Raw genomic sequence first — 19,035 nt, 5'->3', positions numbered from 1 at the left:
CCTGCGTGATTTCGTTCCAATCGTAGCAGAAAAGCCTCACATCCCGTTAAACGGGTAGTGGAAGGTCACGGGCTGGAGCGCCTTCCTTGCAGGCATTTGTGTCCCTACATGGGCGGTATGCCGAGCATCGGCGGTATAACGGAGACCGACATGTCGTTCAGAGCCACCAAACGGTTTGATCTGTGGCTGAAAACCCTCGCTTGCCTGCTGCTTATCGGATTGTCCTCGCCTGTGATCTCAGCATACGCCGCGGACGAGCCGGATCTGATCTTCCGTCGGTCGACCGTGTTCAAATTGCTCAGCCCGAATGACAAGCTCGCGACCTATGGCGTTGATGATCCAGAGGTCGAGGGCGTTGCCTGCCACTTCACGGTGCCGCAGAAGGGCGGCTATGTCGGTTGGCTGGGCCTGGCCGAGGAGGTCTCCGACATCTCGCTCGCATGCCGGCAGATCGGCCCGATCAGGTTCAAGCGCAAGCTCGAACAGGCCGACGACATGTTCCGGCAGCGGCGGTCGCTGTTCTTCAAGAAGATGCAGATCGTTCGTGGCTGCGACGCCAAGCGCAACGTGTTGGTCTACATGGTTTACTCGGACAGGCTGATCGAGGGCTCACCGAAGAACTCGACCTCCTCCGTCCCGATCATGCCTTGGGGCAAATCCGATGACGGCGCAGTCCAGAAGTGCGGTGATTTCATTCAATAAGGGACCTGCCAAGGGACGATCGGCTGCCGAAAACCTCGCTGGGCAATTTGTGCTTGGCAGGATCGTGGCAGCCGATCAGCCGGACCAGGCTCTGTGGCGTCGAGCCGGCATTGCCCTCGGTTCGCTGCTGCGCCATCGGCGTAGCCAGCGAGCTGCGGCGAGATACCTTCGGCTTGGGTGTGTGCAAGCGCCTGTCCATGGTGACCCTGAGGGAGCAACGTCGTCCCCCAACGCGCCGCGCTGCTGGGTCGCCGTAGCGATCTGGGAGGTTCTCCCTGCCGGCCACGGTTAACGCTAGGTCGTTAAGAAGGTCTCCATCGGCAGATTGACGGTCGCCCCGGATCGCGCTGGCTCGGCCAAGCAGGTGGCGCTTTAGATCACTCTCGTTTTGATTGTATTTTGTGTCGTCGGGTGGGTTGCGATGAAACGGAGCGGCGGGCCCATGAAACCATTTTGTGCCCGTGCCGCAGGCCGCTTGAAACGTGAAGCGGGTATGAAAGCGTGCGCGGCATGCGAATCGTGTCGTCGCGGCCTGCGTGGATGACATGACGAAAAACAAACACCAGCGGTCCACCATGCGTTTTCGACTGGATGCTGCGGCGCTTGCCGTGCTGCCGTGCCTCTTCTGGTCCTTCGTCGAGGCGCGGACGACGACCCGATTGCCAGATCTGCGCGGCGAGTTCGTACGGCAGTGTGCGCCTCATATGCTCGACCGGTGGACGCATCCTGAAGCTGTCTGCTCCTGCCTGCATGACCATGCGGCCGCGATGGTGGAGGATGCCGACTTGCGCGAGGCGCTGCTGCGCGGGATCAGTGAGACCGGCGTGCCGACCATCGAGACCGATTGGGTGCCCGCGCCGAAGCGAGCGGAGATCGGTCCCACGTTCACCAAGATCGCGAAGCCCGCGCTGCAGTGCATGTTCGATCCGGCCAACTGATTGGCTGCCTGAACCGATGTCGATCAGCGTCCATCGTCCGCGGTGCTCGTCGTCAGTCCAGGCCATATTGCGACATCAATGACTGCACGTCCGGCCGGCGCATGATGCGCGAGATCCGGGTACTGATGGCATCCTCGTCGCTGTGTCTCGACGATCTCGCAGTAGGCTTGGGCGCAGGGCGGGCCGCTGCCGCGCTTGCGCGGGTTGGCTGATGTCCCGCAGGAGCGGGCTTTTCGGCGGACGACGAGGCGGCCGGTTGCGTCCCCGTGGTCTGGGTGGCCGCCGCGGCCGGCAGGCCGGACTGGGGCGGCGCGGCAACGGGAGCGGTCGCGGGGACGAGGGCCGGTGAAGCTGCGGCCGTGACGGGCGGCGTCGCGGCCGGTGCCATCGGGCGTGTTTCGGTGGTGGCGGCCACGGGCGGTGTCGCGAGCATTGGATTCGACGTCTTGGCAGCTTCAGCAACGGGGGCGGCGGCCGTGAGCGAGTTGGTACGCGTCTGCGACGAAGCTGCCTCAGGCGCCGGGACGGGCGCAGCCAGTGCGGTGAGCGCCGGGGCTGGCGGCGAGATCGGCGCCGGCGGTTCGATCACCGGAAGCGGGGCGGCGATGGCCGCATTGCCTGCGGAGGCGGCCTCGCTGGTGATCTTTTCGCTGCGGTCCAGCTCGGGCTTCCTGATATCGCTGGGGACATTGAGGGCTTGAGTTTGCGCGTGGGCCAGCATCTGCCGCGCGGTCATCGGCGTCTCCGCCGAAGCCGAGATCGGCAACAGGACGGCGGTCGCGAAGGCCAGCTGCAGGGTCCTCGTAGACGATGTGAACTTGATCATGGCCGGCTCCTTGCGGTGTGAGATCTGCACTGGGTTCGTTCAGGCCGCGGCGCTGGCCGTCGCCCGGTCGTGGGCGACGACGACACGCTGGCCGCGCATCTTGGCGATGACCTCGTCGCGTGGGCCGAATGCCAGCGTCTTGCCGAAGGCCATCACCATGATGCGGTCAACATGCGCCAGAAGCTGCGGGCGGTGCGTGACGACGATCACGGTTCGGCCGGCGGCCTTCGCCTGGGCCATGGCCTGCGCCAGCGCCCGCTCGCCGTCCTCGTCGAGGTTCGAGTTCGGCTCGTCGAGGATCAGGAGCCGCGGATTGCCGTAGAGCGCGCGGGCGAGGCCGACGCGCTGTCGCATGCCGCCGGACAATGCCACGCCGCCTTCACCAATCGGCGTGTCGTAGCCGTTGGGCAGGCGCAGGATCACCTCATGCGCGCCGGCGGCCTTGGCGGCAGCGACAACGGCGGCCTCGTCGACCTTCGCAAGCCGGGCGATGTTGTCGGCGACGGTCCCCGAGAACAGTTCGATGTCCTGCGGCAGGTAGCCGATATGCTTGCCGAGCCGGTTTGGGTCCCATTGGCTGTAGGCGGCGCCGTCGATGCGGATCACGCCTTCGCGCAGCGGCCAGACGCCGGCCATGGCGCGCGCCATGCTCGACTTGCCGCTGGCGGAGGCGCCGACGATCGCGAGACTCTCGCCGGCCTTGAGCGAAAAGCTGACGCCCTTGACCGAGGGGCGGCCGGCCGCCGGCGGCCACACCACGGCGTTCTCGACGTCGATGTCGCCGCGCGGCGTCGGCAGCGCGGTCGGGGCGGCCGTGACCGGCAAGGCCTGGAACAGCTCCTCCAGCCTGCGGTAGGCCGAGCGGAATGCGATGATGCGCTTCCACTGCCCGACGACCTGCTCGACCGGGGCCAGCGCGCGGCCCATGATGATCGACGTCGCCATCATCGCGCCGGGCGAGATCTGCTGCTCGATCGCGAGCCAGGCGCCGATGCACAGCAGCGAGGTCTGCACCGCCATGCGCGCGAACTTGGTGACGGAATGCATCGCGGCGCCACGCTCGACGAGGGTGCTGTGGGCATCGACCATCGCCGACTGCCGGCAGCTCCAGCGGTCCATGACGATGTCGCCCATGCCGAGGCCGCGCACGACCTCGCCATTGCGCAGCGCCGCCGCGACGAAACGCGAGGCCTCGTTGGCCAGCGCGTTGGTGCGCTCGACGCTGGCGCGCGTGTAGAATTCGGTGAGCAGCGCCAGCGAGAACAGCACGATCGCGCCGAGCAGCGAGAGGATGCCGAGATAGGCATGCTGCAGAAAGCACAGCGCGACGAACACCGGCGTCCACGGCAGATCGCAGGCGATGGCGGCGGTGCCGCTGGAGATGCAGTCGCGGATGGTCTCGGCGTCACGGATGATCTGCTGGCCGAAGCGATGCCGCGGCGACAGCTCCGCCTTCATCATCGTCTCGAACAGCGGGTGGCGCAGCGTGCCTTCGAACTGCACGCCGGCCCGGGCCAAAACGCCGGAACGGGCGAATTCGAGGACGCCATACAGCACCAGGAAGACACCGACGATGAGCGTCAGCATGACCAGCGTGCCGAGATTGCGGCTGGTGAGGACGCGGTCGTAGACCTGCATGGAATAGAGGGGCGAGGCGAGCATGCTCGCATTGATGAAGAGGCTGAGCACGAAGGTCGCGGTGAGCGCGGGAAAGCAGGCGCGGAGCGCGGTTCCCAGCGGGCTTCGGGTGGTGCTCGTCATGTCGGATCCCCTTGCGATGGTGCTGGGGAGCTTCGCCTGGGGCACCCGTCGTCGACCGTGACTGACCTCACATAGCTCGAGGCTGATCTGCCGGCGCTTGAGTTGGCCGGTGGCAGCCGCTACCGGATGGTTCAGTCGTGCTCAGATTTCGCAGCTTGCCTGAATCACAGTGAGCTCATGCCTGCCGTAACGTCCCAGAACATCCGGCTCATGTCCGGCCTCGTCCTGTTTGCGTTCGCCGCGACGCATTTTTTCAACCATGCGGTGGGTCTGTTCAGCCTCGAGGCGATGGACGAGGTGCAGGAATGGCGACTGGTCGTCACCCGATCGTGGCCGGGAATGATCGTGCTGTCGGCGGCATTGCTCGCGCATGTCGTGCTGGCGTTCGCCAAGACGGTTCAGCGCGGCACGTGGCGGCTGTCCTCGTGGGAGTTTGTTCAGATCGCCACCGGATTTGCGATCCCGCTGCTGTTGCTGCCGCATGTCATCGAGACCCACATGGCTCATGCGCTGTTCGGCGTTCAGGATGGCTACCTCTATGCGCTGGCGTTGCTGTGGCCCAAGGCGGCCTGGATTCAGACCGCGCTGCTGCTGCTGGTCTGGATCCACGGCTGCGTCGGCCTGCATCATTGGCTGAAATTCCGGAGCTGGTACCGCCTCGTCCAGCCGCTGCTGGTTGTTCTCGCCGTCGCGGTGCCGATGGCGGCGCTGATGGGGTTCGTGGTGTCCGGACGCGCCGTCGCCACGTTGCTCGGCAATCCCGGTATGGCCGAGCAGATGCGCCAGGTCACCCATTGGCCGAGCGAACTCGACGGAAAGTGGATCGCCCTGCTGCAGGTTTCGGCGCAGATCGCGGTCGTCGCGCTGCTCGTTGCAGGCGTGACGCTCATCGTGTTCCGTCACGTCGCGTCCCTCGCGGCGCCGAAGATCGCCATTGCTTTCACGGGTGGTGCGACGGTGCGGGCCGCGGTCGGTCCGACGCTGCTGGAGATCATCGGCAGCAACGATCTTTCGCAGCGATCCGACTGCGGCGGCCGTGCCCGCTGCGGTCTTTGTCGCGTCCGCGTTGATGAAGGTGCGGAGACGCTGGCACCGCCCGGCCACGCGGAGCGCGTCATGCTCGCCGACTTGGCGGCACCGGCGAATGTGCGCCTGGCCTGCCAGATCCGTCCGGCGGCGCCGCTGACGATCACGCGTCTCCTCGGCGGCGATCAAGCGGAGAGGGCGCCCCTCGTCGACCACCTTACCGCCGAGCGCCGTGCGGTATGCCTGGTCCACGTCCGCGTCCGTCCGCTTGCGGCCATTGCGCGCGACCGGCTGCCATCCGACCTCGGGTTCATGATGAACGAGATCTTTGGCGCCATTGGCAGGGCGATCGAAGCCCATTCCGGGCGCATCGATCGTTTCCTCGGCAATGGCGTGCTCGCCGTCTTCGGCGAGGAGCAGGGAGCAGAACAAGGCTGCCGCGATGCGCTGCAGGCGATCGGCGCCATGGACGTGGTCATGGACCGCGTCAACGAAAAGATCGCCGCGGAGATCGGTCGGCCCGTCGAGCTGGCGATTGGTGCTCACCTTGGCGACATCGTTGTCGGGCAACTGACCCTTGGACGCACGTCGCAGGTGGCTGTGCTCGGGCTCGGGACGGAGTGGCCGGCGCTTCTAGCTGAATTGGCCGACACCAGAGGTTGGCAGCTCGCGATGTCCGGTGGCGTGGCGGCAGCAGGCGGCCTTGCTGATCTGGATGGAGCGATACGTGAGAGGCTTGCCGATCCGGAACAGGGCGGCGAGCTGGACATCATCGGCGTGCGGCGTGCGCGCGACCTTGCTGTCGTCGCGGGCGCGCCACCGGTGCCGTCGGCATAGGTGTTCTCGGCTCATTTCTCACGGAACGTCTTGGCGAGCGTGTTGAGCAGCGGGCCGACCAGATATTCGAGCACGGTGCGCTCTCCCGTGGAGATGATGACGTCGGCCTGCATGCCCGGCAGGATCTTCTCGGCGATCTCGGGCGGGATGGTCGAATAGTCGATCACGACGCGCGCCGAATAGTAGCTCTGCTTGGTCGCCTCGTCCGACATCGCGTCCGCCGAGACGCTCGAGACCTTGCCGAAGATCGTCGGCGTCGTGCGCGAGGAGAAATTGGAGAAGCGCACCTCGGCCCTCTGGCCGATGGCGACGCTCTCGATGTCGCGCGGCGAGACGTGCGCCATCACGTCGACGCCTTCGCCGACCGGAACGATCTCGGCGAGCGTATCACCGGGCTTCACGACGGCGCCGACGGTGTGGACTTTCATGTTCATGACGATGCCGTCGCGCTCGGCGCGGATGTCGACCCGGCGCAGCACGTCCTCGGCGATGACCAGCTTCTCGCGCAGGTCCGACAGCTTGGCCCGGGTGCCGTCGAGCTGCTGGCCGACTTCGGTCAGATACTTCTGCAGCGTCTGATCGATCTGCAGGCGCGTCTGCGCGGCCGTCTGCGTCAGCCGCGCGACGTCGGCCTGCGCCTGGCCGAGATCGCCTTCGACGCGGGCGCGCTCGCGTTCCAGCTCGAGGAACTTGTTGCGCGGATAATAGCCTGCGGCGACCGCCGGGCGCACATTGTTCATCTGCGTCTCGAAGCTCGCGAGCTGCGCGGAGAGCGCGGCGCGCTGGCGGTCACGGCCGGCGAACTCCTGCTGCTGCTGGGCGATCTGCGAGTTGAGGATGTTGATCTGGCTGATCAGGCCATTGCGGCGCTCGACGAACAGCCGCTGCTGGTCGGCGATGGCAAGCGCCGCCTCCGGCACGTTCTGGCGGTTGAGCAACGTGTCGGGAAACGTGATCATCCGCGCATTTCCGCGCTCGGCGAGCAGGCGCGCCTCCTCGGCCAGCGACGCGTCCATCTGCTTGCGAAGGAGGTCGGTGTTGGCCTGGGCCTCGGTCGGCTGCAGCCGAAACAGCAGGTCGCCGCGATGCACGGCGTGAGTTTCCTTGGCCAGGATCTCCCTGATGATTCCGCCCTCACGGTGCTGAACCACCTTGTGATCGCCGGAGACGGACACGGTGCCCGGTGCGATCGCCGCGCGATCGAGCGGCGCATAGGCCGCCCACACGCCGAAGCCGCCGAACACCAGCGCGATCGACAGATAGCCGAGCAGGGCGTAACGGCTGAAATCGGCCTTGACCGGCTGCGGCCGGTCGGCCGCTTCGAAGAAGCCGTGATCCTGCACCGCTGACATCGACATGCTGCGTCCCCGCTTGTCCACGGGCAGGAGCATCGTCGATGCGCGGCTGTGGGACTGTGCGGAAGGTCACGCGCCGGAGGTCGGCGGCGAGAGCCGCATCGAACGAGGTCAGCTACTTCTTCTTCGGCCCGAAGCGCGGCACGCATTTCGTGGTGCGGACAATACCGGTTTCAGCCATCTTGGAGCCGGAGACCTCCTTCACCTGGCCGGCGGGGCAGGTGCCGTCATCGACCAGCACCCGCTGGCCGAGCCGGAGATCGGTGATGTCCTGCTCGCGCCCGACATATTGCGCCTGCGCGGGTGCGGCAACCAAAAGCAGGACACCGAGGACGCCGAGAGGGCGCGCTGCGACATTCGCGAACGAGGAGATTTGAGAACGCATCACTTTCCTTCGATCTTCAGTCCGTTTGGCCCGATATTGATCTGGACACCCTCCGGCTGCTTCTTGGCCTGATAGAAATTGTAGCCGAGCACGATGATCGCCGCGCTGAGAATGCCGAGGAGGAAATAAAGGATATTGCGGTGATCCGACATGTTAAATTCCAAAGTATGTTGCGGTCATTTTCGTATGCGCGAATGTACGGGCGGCCTTGCGATTCTGAAAGCAGCGGCGAATCCGGTGCAACTCTGCATGAGATTGTGATTTGCTGCAGTCATCGGCAATTGGAACCTCGACAGGCATGATCACCCAGGACATTACGCAGCGCATCGTCGACGCCGTCGATGCCGACTTCGACCGGCAGCTTGCGACCACGAGCGACTTCGTCGCCATCCCCTCGACCCGCGGCGCCGAAGGGCCGTGCCAGGACATGTTCAGCGATCTCCTGCGCGCGCGCGGCTACGAGGTCGACGACTGGCACATCGATCTCGACGATCTCAAGGAGATGCGCGGCTACGGCCCGATCGAGCACGACTTCTCGAGAGCACGCAGCGTGGTCGGAACCTACCGGCCGGCGACGTCGGCCGGGCGATCGCTGATCCTGCAGGGCCATTGCGACGTGGTGCCGGCCGGTCCGCTCGACATGTGGGAGACGCCGCCGTTCTCGCCGGTGATCCGCGACGGTCGGATGTATGGCCGCGGCGCCTGCGACATGAAGTCCGGTACCATCGGCGCGCTCTATGCGCTCGATGCCATCAAGGCTGCCGGCTTCAAGCCGACGGCGCGAATTCACATCCAATCCGTCATCGAGGAGGAGAGCACCGGCGTCGGCGCGCTGTCGACCCTGCAGCGCGGCTACCGCGCGGATGCCTGCTTCATCCCGGAGCCGACCAGCGGCAAGATGGTGCGTTCTCAGGTGGGCGTGATCTGGTTCCGCCTGAAGGTGCGCGGCTTTCCGGCGCATGTGTTCGAGGCCGGCGTCGGCGCCAATGCGATCCAGGCGAGCTATCATCTGATCCATGCGCTGGAGAAGCTCGAGGCGGACTGGAACGAGCGCGCCAAGAGCGATCGTCATTTCAGGACGCTCACGCATCCGATCAACTTCAATCCGGGCATCATCAAAGGCGGCGACTGGGCCTCGAGCGTGCCGGCCTGGTGCGACGTCGATTGCCGCATCGCCATCCTGCCGGGCTGGTCGGTCAAGGATTGCCAGAACGAGATCCTCGCCTGCGTCGCCGCGGCTTCGCGTGATCATCGTTTTCTCTCCAACAATCCGCCGGTCGTCGAGTGGTCGGGCTTCCTGTCCGAAGGCTACGAGTTGACCAATTCGGCCGAGCCGGAGGCGGCGTTCGGCAAGGCCTTCACCGCCGTCTACGGCGGCGAGGTCCAGGATCTCGTCTTCACGGCGCTCACGGATACCCGCTTCTACGGGCTCAACTACAACATCCCCAGCCTCTGCTTCGGCGCGACCGGCGCCGCCATGCACGGCTTCAACGAATATGTCGAGCTCGACTCGCTGCGCCAGGTGACCAAGACCATGGCGCTGTTCATCGCGGAGTGGTGCGGGATCGAGAAGGTCTGAGCGGCGGCACGATCGGACCGAAGCAATGACCTCTCAGGTCATTGCTTCGGGTTCGAAGCCCGGCGCATCCAGATGCGGCGCTGACCCGCGAAGACGGGTCGTCCGATCAACGGGGGAGGGAAGGCATGACGCCACTCGACAAGATCAATGCGATGAAGATGCCGTTCGCGGAATTGAAGGGTGTGACCTTCACCGAGGCCAGCGCCGATCGCGTCGTGGCGCAAATGCAGGTGCGGCCGGATCTCTGCACTCTGCATCACACCATCCATGGCGGCGCCGTCATGGCGCTGGCGGATTCGGTCGGCGCGGCCGCAACCGTGATCAACCTGCCGCAGGACGCCAAGGGCACCACGACGATCGAGAGCAAGACCAACTTCATCGGCGGCGCCAAGGAGGGGACGGTGGTGACGGCAACCGCCACGCCCGTGCATCGCGGCCGCCGCACCCAGGTGTGGCAAACCCGGATCGAGACCGACGACGGCAGGCTGGTCGCACTCGTGACCCAGACTCAGCTCGTGCTGTGATGATTCGTACACAAACGAATCGTTAACTCACGCGATCCTTGCATGGCCGCATGTTCTCTCCGTAGAGCGCGGGGCTTGCAATGAATGTTGCGATGCACAATATAGCTCCTGTCTAGGGAAAGACGTCTGTGTGCGAGGGCTCTCGAGAGGAGTCTCAGGCAGTGTCACAGGTAGATACTTTTCGTCCCCGGCCGGGCTTCGGCTATGTGCGGACCCTCAGCCAGCACGAAGAACTGCCGTTGCTGCGCGATCATCTGTTGCGGCTCGATGCGGAAAGCCGGCACGATCGATTCAACGGCTTCCTCGATGACAGTTTCATCGAACGCTATGCGGCCCGCTGTGCGGCCGATGGCACGATCGTCGTCGCCTACATGGAAAATGGCATGGTGCGCGGCGCCGCCGAGCTGCATCCGCCGGAGCAGTCCGAGGACGGGCTTCCGGAGATTGCGTTCAGCGTGGAGGCTTGCGTGCGTCGTCGCGGGGTCGGCAGCCTGCTGTTCCAGCGCGTGATCTCGGAGGCGCGGTGGAAGGGCTATCGCAAGCTCCGCGTCACGACGGGATCGCAGAACCATGCGATGCGGGCGCTGGCTGCCAAGTTCGGTGCGCATCTGGCGTTCCGTCACGGCGAATCGACCGGCACGATCGATCTGACCGAGCAGCCCCAGGATGAGCTGGCGAAGCTCGTGATCGATGCGCCGATCGCGGCAGCGCGCGCGTTCTTCACCCTCAATCGCGCCTGCTGGAAGCTCGTGACCCGGATGTACGGCGACAAGCGCGCCGCCTGATCCGAGCCGTTGCTGCGACGACAAAGGCGCGACAGCGATCACCGCTGCCGCGCCTTTTCGTTTGATTGCATTGCCGATGCGCCCCGGAGGGCGGCGTTCAGGTGCCGGTGCGCTTGTCGAAATTGAAGCGGCGCACGGTGCGGCGCTCGACCACGACGGCACGCTGCTGCGTGCCCTGGTCGGCCGTGATGACGCGCGTGTTGGTGCGCGCGGCAACGCGGACTGCCTTCTTCACCTCGGGGAGCACCTGCTCGAGCGGCAGACCCATCAGCGCCGACGCGATCTCGGCCTGAGCCTGCACGTCGTCGGTGATGCCTGACGCAGCGAAGATCGCTTCTTCCAGTGTCGGGGGATCACGCCTGACGCGACGCGGACCGTACTTGGTGTTCCAATCTTCGCTCATGGGGGCCTCGTGAATCGTCCGGGATACCTAGAAGCAGAATTGTTGCATTGCAATATATATTCCGCGGGGCAGCCCAGCTATGCGTTCACCATGTCGCGATTGGGCAACGCTGCCTGCGTCATGTGGATATCCTGGGGCCAGCGGCGCAAGGCCGCGAGCCCGGCTTTCGTGAGGACGTAGACGCCGCGCTCGGCGCGGTCGAACCAACCATAGACGTTACGCTGCAAGATCTTCGGCGCATCCGGAATGTCCGTTCGGAGGTCGCGGACGCGTTTCGGCCCGCCCGACAGCGCCGAGGCGCAGGCCAGCGCCTGCTGCCGATAGGCCGTCATGATGGGAGCACGGGTCGAGCCGCCAGCGACGGGGTCGCCCTTGCGCCGCTGATGCTCGATCACGAGACGCGAACGTTTCTTGGGGTTCTTGCGCGGCGCCGTAGTGGGCGGCTGCACCAGCACTTCGATGTCTCCGGCTGAGGTCACGGCCAGCATGCCGAAGCCGAGCCGGCGGCACAGATTGCGGTAGCGGGAGTCGCTTTCGCGGCCCTTGCCGCGTGCCGACAGGTTCGCCGCAACCCACACCTCGTCACAGGCACCGGCCCGATCGACTGCCTGCAGCAGCAGTTCCAGGTTGAAGACCTGCTTCAGCTCGCAGACGACGACCACCGGCGGGTCGTCGCCCTTGAGCGCCACCACGTCGCAACCGCCGATTTCCCCTTTGACCGAGAAGCCGAGGTTTTCGAGGAAGCGTTTGACGGGAAGGTAGAGCGCGGTTTCCAAGGGGCCGTCCGATGTGTGCGACTCAGAGCGCGCGCGAGTCTAGCCCGCCGAGTCCGGTGATGTCAGCGCCAAGTCGGGGTGAACGGCTGGCTTCGCTACACCCGGCCGACAACCGGTAGCAGCGCGCCGGTCACGCCGCTCGCGGCGTCGCTGGCTAGAAACAGAATGACCTCCGCGAGTTCCTGCGGCGTCACCCATTTGTCGAAATCGGCCTTGGGCATGCTGGCGCGGTTGGCCGGCGTATCGATCGTCGACGGCAGGACGGCGTTGACGGTGATCTTGCCCTTCCATTCGGCCGCGAGTGCTTCCGTCAGGCGATGCACTCCCGACTTGGAGGCCGCATACGGGCCCATGCCGGCACTGGCCTGGAGCGCGCCCATGGCGCCGATGTTGACGATGCGGCCCGTGCTGGAGCGGACGAGATGCGGAATCGCCGCGCGCGATGCGTGCAGCGCGGTCATCAGGTTTCGCGCATGCATCGTCTCCCAGACGGAATCGTCGCCGTCGGCAGTCGTCTCGAACGCGAACGCGCCGGCGATGTTGATCAGCGCATCCAGAGTGCCGAAGTGGGCGGCGACGGAGTCGATCGCGACCTTTGCCTGCTCGGGGTCGGAGAGATCGACGCCTCCGAGCTCGATGCGGTCGTCACTCGCCGGGATTTCGGCCTGGGCATGATCGATCCCGGCCACATGCGCGCCCCGTGCGAGCGCGAGATCGGCCACGCTGCGTCCGAGCGCCCCTTGCGCACCCGTAATGACAATCACTGCTCCGTTCATTCCGTCCCTGGTCTCCGTTGACGCGCCCCACAGCGCCGCTCGTTATACTATGGCCCTGCCGATGAGTTGCAATGGCCGGGCGGCCGGGGCATGCAATTGCAATCAGAAAGCGTGGTTCGTCAGAGGTGACCATGACCGCGACAGGCTCTCTCGAATTTCCCGACGTTTCCACCGGTTTTCCTCGTCCGATCAGACGGTTCAGGCAGAGTCTGGATGCGCAGCGCAAGACCCGGATCGTGGCGCTTGGCTCATCTTCCACCGCCGGCACCAACGGAATTGTCGCTTTTCCGGCCCGGATCGAGCAGTCGCTGCGCAAGACCAATTTCGGCTGCCTGATCGACGTCCTCAATCGGGGTGTGGGCGGACAGGAATCCCCGGAGGAGCTCTCGCGTTTCGAATGCGACGTGATTGCGGAGCAGCCCTCGCTCGTCATCTGGCAGGTCGGCACCAACGCCGCCTACAGGCCCGAGGTCTACAGTCCCGATGACGTCGAGGCGGCGCTGCGCGTCGGCCTTCGATGGCTGGCGGGGCTGGCCATCGATGCCATCGTGATGGACCTGCAATATACGGCTGCCATCGTGACGGTGCCCAGCAGGCTGGCGCGTGCCGAGGACATTCAGCGTCGCATCGAGAAGGTCACGTCTGCGGCCGACGTCAATGTCTTCAGGCGCTGGAATCTGATGAAGAGCTGGCATGAGGCCGGCCAGATTCCGTTGTCGGCGCTCGACGACGGGCACGGCGACCGCTTGCATGTGAGCGAAGCCGCCACCGCGAAGATCAGCGACGTTTTGGCCAGCGCCATCATGACGGCGCCGGCGCGCTGGCCTGATCGATAAAATTAGCCGGACTTTCGTAAGTGGATTGCCAGCGCGGCCCGCTAGCCTGTCGCTATGCCGCTTGAGGGGCGTTGGAGCTTTGACATGATGAGACATCTGCCGGACCATGGTTTGCCGCTGGTACAGCTGAAGGAGCAGCGGCGGGATCTGGTGGTCGCCTTGCAGAACCGTGCAGGTCCGGTGACCGGCTGGGAATTGATGCAGATCGCGGCGGTTCAACAGGCGATTTCCGCATTCGAGGAGGTGATTGCCGATCTCGACGCGATGGAAGCCGCCGAGACAGCCGATATCGAAGCGGCCTGATCGCTCAAGCGTATTCGGGCCGCCCAGGCTCACAGCGTGAGATAGCGCTCCTGTAGCGTCTTCCGTGCCGCGCCGTCGATGCCGAGACCGTCGCGCAGGTAGGTGTCGACGTCGCCGAAATCATCACGCATGGCGTCGAACGCAGCTGCCAGGAACGAGGCCTGGACTGTCCCGATCGTCTGGACGACATCAGCGGGAAGATCCGGGTGAGCTGCAGTCTCGCGACGATAGAGCTGGTTCGTGAGCAGGTAATCTTCCAAGATGGCGTCATCCGGAACCTCGAGCGCGTGCAAGACCAGCGCGCAGGCCACACCGGTGCGATCCTTGCCGGCCGTGCAATGGATCACCAACGGGGCGTCCTCATTGAGAACATGCTGGAATAGCGCGCGGAAGCGCGGCGTGTAGCTGCGGACGTAGTTGCGGTAGGACTCGCGCATCAGCTCCAAGGCATGGTCGGTTGTGAGCTGTCCTCGTGTCGCCAGAGCCCGCAGCGCCGGCACCACGCTCGGCTCGATCGGCACGGAATGCACGGTGATCTCGGCGATGGTGCAGAGACCGGCAGCGCGCTCGTTGCGACCGCGGAAATCGAACGCCGTCCGAACGCCAAGCTCCCGCAGGACCGCGACGTCGGGCTCGGTCAGCTGTCCGAGATGGTTCGACCGAAACAGCTGCCGCCATCGCACGTGCCGGCCGTCCCTGCTGGGATATCCGCCGAGATCTCTGAAATTGCTGGCACCGTGAAGGCCGAGATGGCGGAGCGGATGGGCAGACATCAACCCATTCTAGGGGATGCGGGCTTCGATGTGAAACGCCGTTTCATCGACGCGACGCGTATGCGTAGCCTTCGACAGGATAGGGAAGACCATGAAACGGGTCACGACGGCGGCCTGTTTGACCCCGGCACGTCGAGCCCGCCGGCGGCCGTCAGCAGCGGCGAGAGACATGCAGACAGCGGCGCAAGAAAAAAGGGCCGGAACCTTGTCGGTCCGACCCTTCAGCAAAGGCGTGCTGGCGTCACGGTACAGTCTGACATCAGCGGTCCCACACCGGCTTGGCTTCCTGAATCGCCTCGTCATGATACCAGCTCGCGCTGTAGATCGTCGGCTGGATCGACGGCGCGATCGGCCGCTCAGGCGGCGATCCGGATTGGCGAGGTGCAAGACCCGCTCGCCCTCCGCGCGGAAATTGGTAGATCCTTGCGGATCCCTCGTCCACATTGGTGCCCATTCCTCATTCTCCTTCCATCGGCCACACATCAGGTTGCGCCCGACTCGTTCCGTTGTGGTTACCAGCGTCGATATCAGTGCTGCCCGGAGGGAATGCAACATGATCAAAACGAAATCACATGTTGCGCGTTTTGCAGGCATTTCTGCATGTGCTCCCCCAGCAGCAATGTTCATCTGACCAACACTTGGGCTGGACCAAAGGTTGCGGACAGAGCTCCAACTCTTTTCGAAAATGTCCCGTAACTGCTGACGGCTTGTTCGGCCTCTCTTGCGCGTCGCCGCAAATGCCAAGGAATCAAGCGGGTTTTCGACAAGCTCTCCGCTCCGCCATGCGCTCCGTGCAATCCCGGTCGCGCTGCTTTGCCGCACCCCTGACGTGCAAAACCGGCCGGCAGCTCGGCCCCGATCGGTCTTCGTCCATGCGACGGGACGTCGCGGGACTTGGCACATTCCATGCTTAAGAGTGCGCTGGCCGATCGTGGCCGGGTAAGCGGGGAGCCTTCGATTGCTGGGCTCCCACCTTTCGATAAGACAGAGAGGCTCAATGACGAAATACAAGCTCGAGTACATCTGGCTCGACGGCTACAAGCCGGTGCCGAATTTGCGCGGCAAGACACAGATCAAGGAATTTTCCTCTTTTCCGACCCTGGAACAGCTGCCTCTTTGGGGCTTCGACGGCTCGTCGACGATGCAGGCCGAAGGCCATAGCTCCGACTGCGTGTTGAAGCCGGTCGCCGTGTATCCCGACGCCGCCCGCACCAACGGTGTGCTGGTGATGTGCGAAGTGATGATGCCGGACGGCAAGACCCCGCATCCGTCGAACGCCCGCGCCACCATCCTGGACGATCCAGACGCGTGGTTCGGCTTCGAGCAGGAGTACTTCTTCTACAAGGACGGCCGTCCGCTCGGCTTCCCGGAATACGGCTATCCGGCGCCGCAGGGCCCGTACTACACGGGCGTCGGCTTCAAGAACGTCGGCGACGTCGCCCGCAAGATCGTCGAAGAGCATCTCGACCTCTGCCTCGCGGCCGGCATCAACCACGAAGGCATCAACGCCGAGGTGGCGAAGGGCCAGTGGGAATTCCAGGTGTTCGGCAAGGGCTCGCGCACGGCTGCTGACCAGATGTGGATGGCCCGCTACCTGATGCTGCGCCTGACCGAAAAGTATGGCATCGACATCGAGTTCCACTGCAAGCCGCTCGGCGACACCGACTGGAACGGCTCGGGCATGCACTGCAACTTCTCGACCAAGTACATGCGCGAAGTCGGCGGCAAGGAGTATTTCGAGAAGCTGATGGACGCCTTCAAGGAAGCTCGCGCCGACCACATCGCCGTGTATGGTCCGGACAACCACATGCGCCTGACCGGCAAGCACGAGACCGCTTCGATCGACACCTTCAGCTGGGGTGTGGCCGACCGTGGCGCCTCGATCCGGGTGCCGCATTCCTTCGTGAACAATGCCTACAAGGGCTATCTGGAGGACCGCCGTCCGAACTCCCAGGGCGACCCCTACCAGATCGCGTCTCAGGTCCTGAAGACGATCGCGATGGTTCCGACCGGCGCGAAAGCCGCAGCCTAAGACGCCGACCACAATACCCCGGGGCCGGGGGCTGATATGATGATCCGCCGGAGCAGCCGCTTCGGCGGATCATTCGTTTGGCGGGCTCGAACGATCGGAGGCCGACTCGGCCTTGATCAATCGCAAGTCCGGTTTCGATCGCAGCGGTATGTCTTTCCGTAGCGGTTTGTTTGGAAGCGGGGCATGGAATGAGCTATCGCAAGTGGGTTTCAGGCGTTCTGATCGCCTGTTCGGCCATCTCCCTGGCTGCAGGGCAGTCGCAGTCCAGTGCAGAACAATATCTGCCGCGGCTCGGCGACATCATGAATCTGATTCAGGTCAGACACGCGAAGCTCTGGTTCGCGGGACAGTCCAAGAATTGGGATCTCGCGTCCTATGAGCTCGCCCAGTTGAGGCAGAGCCTGACCGACGCCGCGGTCTTCTATTCGGGCCTGCCGGTGAACAATGTCACCACGCTCGGCCAGCCGATCCAGTCGATCTCGGACGCCATCGCCGCCAAGGATGGCAAGCGTTTCGCTTCCGCCGTGACCGAGCTGACGTCGGGATGCAACGCCTGCCACGCGACCATGGATCGGGGCTACGTCGCGATCCGCATCCCGACCGACAAACCGTTCGGCAACCAGGATTTTCGGCCTCCAGGCCGCTGACCGGCGCGGGGCGGACGGTGCGGGGAGGGCGCCCAAATTGCGCCTTCCACCGGCGCCGCGCATCGACTAAGAGCGGCGGCAACCTGTCCACCGCCTGAGCCCTCATGATCCGCCTCGATAACGTCAGCAAGCAAGTCGGCCACCAGATTCTCTTCATCGAAGCCTCCGCCGCGCTCCAGCGCGGTGAAAAGATCGGCTTGGTCGGCCCCAACGGGGCCGGCAAGACGACGCTGTTCCGGATGATCTCAGGCCGCGAGCAGCCCGACGAGGGGCAGGTCTCGATCGATCGCGGCGTCTCGATCGGTTATTTCAACCAGGATGTCGGTGAGATGTCCGGCCGCAGCGCGGTGGCGGAGGTGATGGACGGCGCCGGGCCGGTGTCGTCGGTCGCCGCCGAGCTCAAGGAGCTCGAGGCCGCCATGGCCGATCCGGACCGCGCCGACGAGATGGACGACATCATCGCGCGCTATGGCGAGGTGCTGGCGCGGTTCGAGGAGCTCGACGGCTACGCGCTCGACAGCCGCGCCCGCGAGGCGCTGGCCGGCCTCGGCTTCTCCGAGGAGATGATGGACAAGGACGTCGGCCTGTTGTCCGGCGGCTGGAAGATGCGCGTCGCGCTGGCGCGCATCCTCCTGATGCGTCCCGACGTGATGCTGCTCGACGAGCCGTCCAACCATCTCGATCTCGAGAGCCTGATCTGGCTGGAGCATTTCCTCAAGGGCTATGAGGGCGCGCTGCTGATGACCTCGCACGACCGCGAATTCATCAACCGCATCATCAACAAGGTGATCGAGATCGACGCCGGCCAGCTCACGACCTATTCCGGCGACTACGATTTCTATGAGCAGCAGCGGGCGTTGAACGAGAAGCAGCAGCAGGCGCAATATGAGCGCCAGCAGGCGATGCTCGCCAAGGAGATCAAGTTCATCGAGCGTTTCAAGGCGCGGGCCTCGCACGCGGCGCAGGTGCAGAGCCGGGTCAAGAAGCTCGACAAGATCGAGCGGGTCGAGCCGCCGAAGCGGCGCCAGACCGTGGCGTTCGACTTTCTGCCCGCGCCGCGCTCGGGCGAGGATGTGGTAGCGCTGAAGAGCGTGTCCAAGAGCTACGGCAGCCGCCGCATCTACGACGGGCTGGACTTCATGATCCGGCGCCGCGAGCGCTGGTGCGTGATGGGCGTCAATGGCGCTGGCAAGTCGACCCTGTTGAAGCTCGTCGCCGGTAGCGCGGAGCCCGATGACGGTTCGGTGACGATCGGCGGCAGCGTCAAGATGGGCTACTTCGCGCAGCATGCGATGGACCTGCTGGACGGCGACGAGACCGTGTTCGAGTCGCTCGAGCATTCGTTCCCGCAAGCCGGTCAAGGCTCGTTGCGGGCACTGGCGGGCTGCTTCGGCTTCTCCGGCGACGACGTCGAGAAAAGATGCCGGGTGCTGTCGGGGGGCGAGAAGGCGCGGCTCGTGATGGCCAAGATGCTCTACGATCCGCCGAACTTCCTGGTGCTGGACGAGCCGACCAACCATCTGGACATGGCGACCAAGGAGATGCTGATCGCGGCCCTGTCGAACTTCGAGGGCACCATGCTGTTCGTCTCGCACGATCGTCATTTCCTCGCCGCGCTCTCCAACCGCGTGCTCGAGCTGACCCCTGACGGTCTCCATCAGTATGGCGGCGGCTATACCGAGTATGTCGCCCGCAGCGGCCACGAAGCGCCAGGCCTGCGCAGCTGACGACGCGGCCATACTCGTCGTTCGTGCTCTGCTTGCGCTTTGTT

General features: G+C 64.8%; 21 protein-coding genes. 11 read left to right on the top strand and 10 right to left on the bottom strand.

Annotated features, from left to right (window positions below; genetic code table 11):
- Window positions 1-150: 150 nt before the first annotated feature.
- Window positions 151-702, top strand: coding sequence for a CreA family protein (locus QW861_RS01880; protein WP_315826939.1), 552 nt, complete (start codon window positions 151-153; stop codon window positions 700-702).
- Between the two features lie 575 nt (window positions 703-1,277).
- Window positions 1,278-1,640: a hypothetical protein gene (locus tag QW861_RS01875; RefSeq protein ID WP_316170525.1), complete on the top strand. Its 363-nt coding sequence runs from the start codon at window positions 1,278-1,280 to the stop codon at window positions 1,638-1,640.
- Between the two features lie 52 nt (window positions 1,641-1,692).
- Here the strand turns inward: QW861_RS01875 and QW861_RS01870 are convergent, their stop codons facing one another.
- Entirely contained in the window at window positions 1,693-2,466 is a 774-nt protein-coding gene (locus tag QW861_RS01870) for a hypothetical protein (protein ID WP_315749989.1), read from the bottom strand.
- 39 nt (window positions 2,467-2,505) lie between these two features.
- A complete protein-coding gene (locus QW861_RS01865) occupies window positions 2,506-4,227 on the bottom strand; it encodes a type I secretion system permease/ATPase (RefSeq protein ID WP_315749991.1) in 1,722 nt (573 codons plus the stop codon).
- Window positions 4,228-4,329: 102 nt separating this feature from the next.
- On the opposite strand from QW861_RS01865, the gene QW861_RS01860 reads away from it, so the two are divergent.
- Window positions 4,330-6,090 (top strand): 2Fe-2S iron-sulfur cluster-binding protein, encoded by a 1,761-nt coding sequence (locus tag QW861_RS01860; RefSeq protein ID WP_315749993.1) that lies wholly within the window; start codon window positions 4,330-4,332, stop codon window positions 6,088-6,090.
- Between the two features lie 11 nt (window positions 6,091-6,101).
- Here QW861_RS01860 and QW861_RS01855 read toward each other — a convergent pair whose 3' ends face one another.
- The 3 genes from QW861_RS01855 to QW861_RS01845 form a co-directional block, all read right to left on the bottom strand.
- Complete coding sequence (locus QW861_RS01855; RefSeq protein ID WP_315712331.1) at window positions 6,102-7,448, bottom strand: HlyD family type I secretion periplasmic adaptor subunit; 1,347 nt, start codon at window positions 7,446-7,448, stop codon at window positions 6,102-6,104.
- Window positions 7,449-7,560: 112 nt separating this feature from the next.
- The gene (locus QW861_RS01850) at window positions 7,561-7,830 is read right to left on the bottom strand and encodes a DUF6719 family protein (RefSeq protein ID WP_315712330.1); all 270 of its coding nucleotides are present in this window, start codon (window positions 7,828-7,830) and stop codon (window positions 7,561-7,563) included.
- Entirely contained in the window at window positions 7,830-7,982 is a 153-nt protein-coding gene (locus tag QW861_RS01845) for a hypothetical protein (RefSeq protein ID WP_315712328.1), read from the bottom strand. The genes QW861_RS01850 and QW861_RS01845 overlap by 1 nt, the downstream gene beginning before the upstream one ends.
- A gap of 146 nt (window positions 7,983-8,128) precedes the next feature.
- Here QW861_RS01845 and QW861_RS01840 point away from each other — a divergent pair, with 146 nt between their 5' ends.
- From QW861_RS01840 to QW861_RS01830, 3 genes are all read left to right on the top strand, one after another.
- Entirely contained in the window at window positions 8,129-9,409 is a 1,281-nt protein-coding gene (locus tag QW861_RS01840) for an ArgE/DapE family deacylase (RefSeq protein WP_315712327.1), read from the top strand.
- Between the two features lie 125 nt (window positions 9,410-9,534).
- Window positions 9,535-9,933 (top strand): PaaI family thioesterase, encoded by a 399-nt coding sequence (locus QW861_RS01835; RefSeq protein WP_315712326.1) that lies wholly within the window; start codon window positions 9,535-9,537, stop codon window positions 9,931-9,933.
- Between the two features lie 128 nt (window positions 9,934-10,061).
- On the top strand, window positions 10,062-10,718 hold the full coding sequence (locus QW861_RS01830) for an N-acetyltransferase family protein (protein ID WP_409977870.1): 657 nt from the start codon (window positions 10,062-10,064) through the stop codon (window positions 10,716-10,718).
- A gap of 97 nt (window positions 10,719-10,815) precedes the next feature.
- Here QW861_RS01830 and QW861_RS01825 read toward each other — a convergent pair whose 3' ends face one another.
- The 3 genes from QW861_RS01825 to QW861_RS01815 all read right to left on the bottom strand — a co-directional run bounded on the left by QW861_RS01825 (window position 10,816) and on the right by QW861_RS01815 (window position 12,673).
- A complete protein-coding gene (locus tag QW861_RS01825; RefSeq protein WP_172109527.1) occupies window positions 10,816-11,121 on the bottom strand; it encodes a hypothetical protein in 306 nt (101 codons plus the stop codon).
- Between the two features lie 77 nt (window positions 11,122-11,198).
- A complete protein-coding gene (locus QW861_RS01820; protein ID WP_315826817.1) occupies window positions 11,199-11,897 on the bottom strand; it encodes a DUF2161 domain-containing phosphodiesterase in 699 nt (232 codons plus the stop codon).
- 95 nt (window positions 11,898-11,992) lie between these two features.
- A complete protein-coding gene (locus tag QW861_RS01815; protein ID WP_315749997.1) occupies window positions 11,993-12,673 on the bottom strand; it encodes an SDR family oxidoreductase in 681 nt (226 codons plus the stop codon).
- 131 nt (window positions 12,674-12,804) lie between these two features.
- Here QW861_RS01815 and QW861_RS01810 point away from each other — a divergent pair, with 131 nt between their 5' ends.
- Window positions 12,805-13,509: an SGNH/GDSL hydrolase family protein gene (locus QW861_RS01810; RefSeq protein ID WP_315749998.1), complete on the top strand. Its 705-nt coding sequence runs from the start codon at window positions 12,805-12,807 to the stop codon at window positions 13,507-13,509.
- 84 nt (window positions 13,510-13,593) lie between these two features.
- The gene (locus QW861_RS01805; RefSeq protein ID WP_012044361.1) at window positions 13,594-13,812 is read left to right on the top strand and encodes a hypothetical protein; all 219 of its coding nucleotides are present in this window, start codon (window positions 13,594-13,596) and stop codon (window positions 13,810-13,812) included.
- A 29-nt stretch (window positions 13,813-13,841) separates the two neighbouring features.
- Here QW861_RS01805 and QW861_RS01800 read toward each other — a convergent pair whose 3' ends face one another.
- Window positions 13,842-14,585, bottom strand: a complete 744-nt coding sequence (locus QW861_RS01800) for a tyrosine-protein phosphatase (RefSeq protein ID WP_315749999.1) — start codon at window positions 14,583-14,585, stop codon at window positions 13,842-13,844.
- 259 nt (window positions 14,586-14,844) lie between these two features.
- Window positions 14,845-15,039, bottom strand: a complete 195-nt coding sequence (locus QW861_RS01795; RefSeq protein WP_316172343.1) for a DUF2735 domain-containing protein — start codon at window positions 15,037-15,039, stop codon at window positions 14,845-14,847.
- A 543-nt stretch (window positions 15,040-15,582) separates the two neighbouring features.
- On the opposite strand from QW861_RS01795, the gene QW861_RS01790 reads away from it, so the two are divergent.
- The 3 genes from QW861_RS01790 (at window position 15,583) to QW861_RS01780 (ending at window position 18,991) form a co-directional block, all read left to right on the top strand.
- Window positions 15,583-16,617, top strand: coding sequence for a glutamine synthetase beta-grasp domain-containing protein (locus QW861_RS01790; RefSeq protein ID WP_315712320.1), 1,035 nt, complete (start codon window positions 15,583-15,585; stop codon window positions 16,615-16,617).
- A gap of 188 nt (window positions 16,618-16,805) precedes the next feature.
- Window positions 16,806-17,264: a hypothetical protein gene (locus QW861_RS01785; protein ID WP_315751751.1), complete on the top strand. Its 459-nt coding sequence runs from the start codon at window positions 16,806-16,808 to the stop codon at window positions 17,262-17,264.
- Window positions 17,265-17,368: 104 nt separating this feature from the next.
- On the top strand, window positions 17,369-18,991 hold the full coding sequence (locus QW861_RS01780; protein ID WP_315751750.1) for an ABC-F family ATP-binding cassette domain-containing protein: 1,623 nt from the start codon (window positions 17,369-17,371) through the stop codon (window positions 18,989-18,991).
- Window positions 18,992-19,035: the final 44 nt, after the last annotated feature.

This window comes from Bradyrhizobium sp. SZCCHNRI1029 (assembly GCF_032487555.1).
Taxonomy (GTDB): domain Bacteria; phylum Pseudomonadota; class Alphaproteobacteria; order Rhizobiales; family Xanthobacteraceae; genus Bradyrhizobium.
This window is presented reverse-complemented; position numbering and strand designations above follow the sequence as displayed.

Bases quoted from the DNA above. Each gene is read 5' to 3' on its own strand.
- QW861_RS01870 (WP_315749989.1), bottom strand. From the start codon at position 2,466: ATGATCAAGTTCACATCGTCTACGAGGACCCTGCAGCTGGCCTTCGCG.
- QW861_RS01800 (WP_315749999.1), bottom strand. From the start codon at position 14,585: ATGTCTGCCCATCCGCTCCGCCATCTCGGCCTTCACGGTGCCAGCAAT.
- QW861_RS01865 (WP_315749991.1), bottom strand. From the start codon at position 4,227: ATGACGAGCACCACCCGAAGCCCGCTGGGAACCGCGCTCCGCGCCTGC.
- QW861_RS01790 (WP_315712320.1), top strand. From the start codon at position 15,583: ATGACGAAATACAAGCTCGAGTACATCTGGCTCGACGGCTACAAGCCG.
- QW861_RS01785 (WP_315751751.1), top strand. From the start codon at position 16,806: ATGAGCTATCGCAAGTGGGTTTCAGGCGTTCTGATCGCCTGTTCGGCC.
- QW861_RS01875 (WP_316170525.1), top strand. From the start codon at position 1,278: ATGCGTTTTCGACTGGATGCTGCGGCGCTTGCCGTGCTGCCGTGCCTC.
- QW861_RS01810 (WP_315749998.1), top strand. From the start codon at position 12,805: ATGACCGCGACAGGCTCTCTCGAATTTCCCGACGTTTCCACCGGTTTT.
- QW861_RS01850 (WP_315712330.1), bottom strand. From the start codon at position 7,830: ATGCGTTCTCAAATCTCCTCGTTCGCGAATGTCGCAGCGCGCCCTCTC.
- QW861_RS01880 (WP_315826939.1), top strand. From the start codon at position 151: ATGTCGTTCAGAGCCACCAAACGGTTTGATCTGTGGCTGAAAACCCTC.
- QW861_RS01845 (WP_315712328.1), bottom strand. From the start codon at position 7,982: ATGTCGGATCACCGCAATATCCTTTATTTCCTCCTCGGCATTCTCAGC.
- QW861_RS01855 (WP_315712331.1), bottom strand. From the start codon at position 7,448: ATGTCGATGTCAGCGGTGCAGGATCACGGCTTCTTCGAAGCGGCCGAC.
- QW861_RS01825 (WP_172109527.1), bottom strand. From the start codon at position 11,121: ATGAGCGAAGATTGGAACACCAAGTACGGTCCGCGTCGCGTCAGGCGT.
- QW861_RS01805 (WP_012044361.1), top strand. From the start codon at position 13,594: ATGATGAGACATCTGCCGGACCATGGTTTGCCGCTGGTACAGCTGAAG.
- QW861_RS01795 (WP_316172343.1), bottom strand. From the start codon at position 15,039: ATGGGCACCAATGTGGACGAGGGATCCGCAAGGATCTACCAATTTCCG.
- QW861_RS01815 (WP_315749997.1), bottom strand. From the start codon at position 12,673: ATGAACGGAGCAGTGATTGTCATTACGGGTGCGCAAGGGGCGCTCGGA.
- QW861_RS01840 (WP_315712327.1), top strand. From the start codon at position 8,129: ATGATCACCCAGGACATTACGCAGCGCATCGTCGACGCCGTCGATGCC.
- QW861_RS01835 (WP_315712326.1), top strand. From the start codon at position 9,535: ATGACGCCACTCGACAAGATCAATGCGATGAAGATGCCGTTCGCGGAA.
- QW861_RS01780 (WP_315751750.1), top strand. From the start codon at position 17,369: ATGATCCGCCTCGATAACGTCAGCAAGCAAGTCGGCCACCAGATTCTC.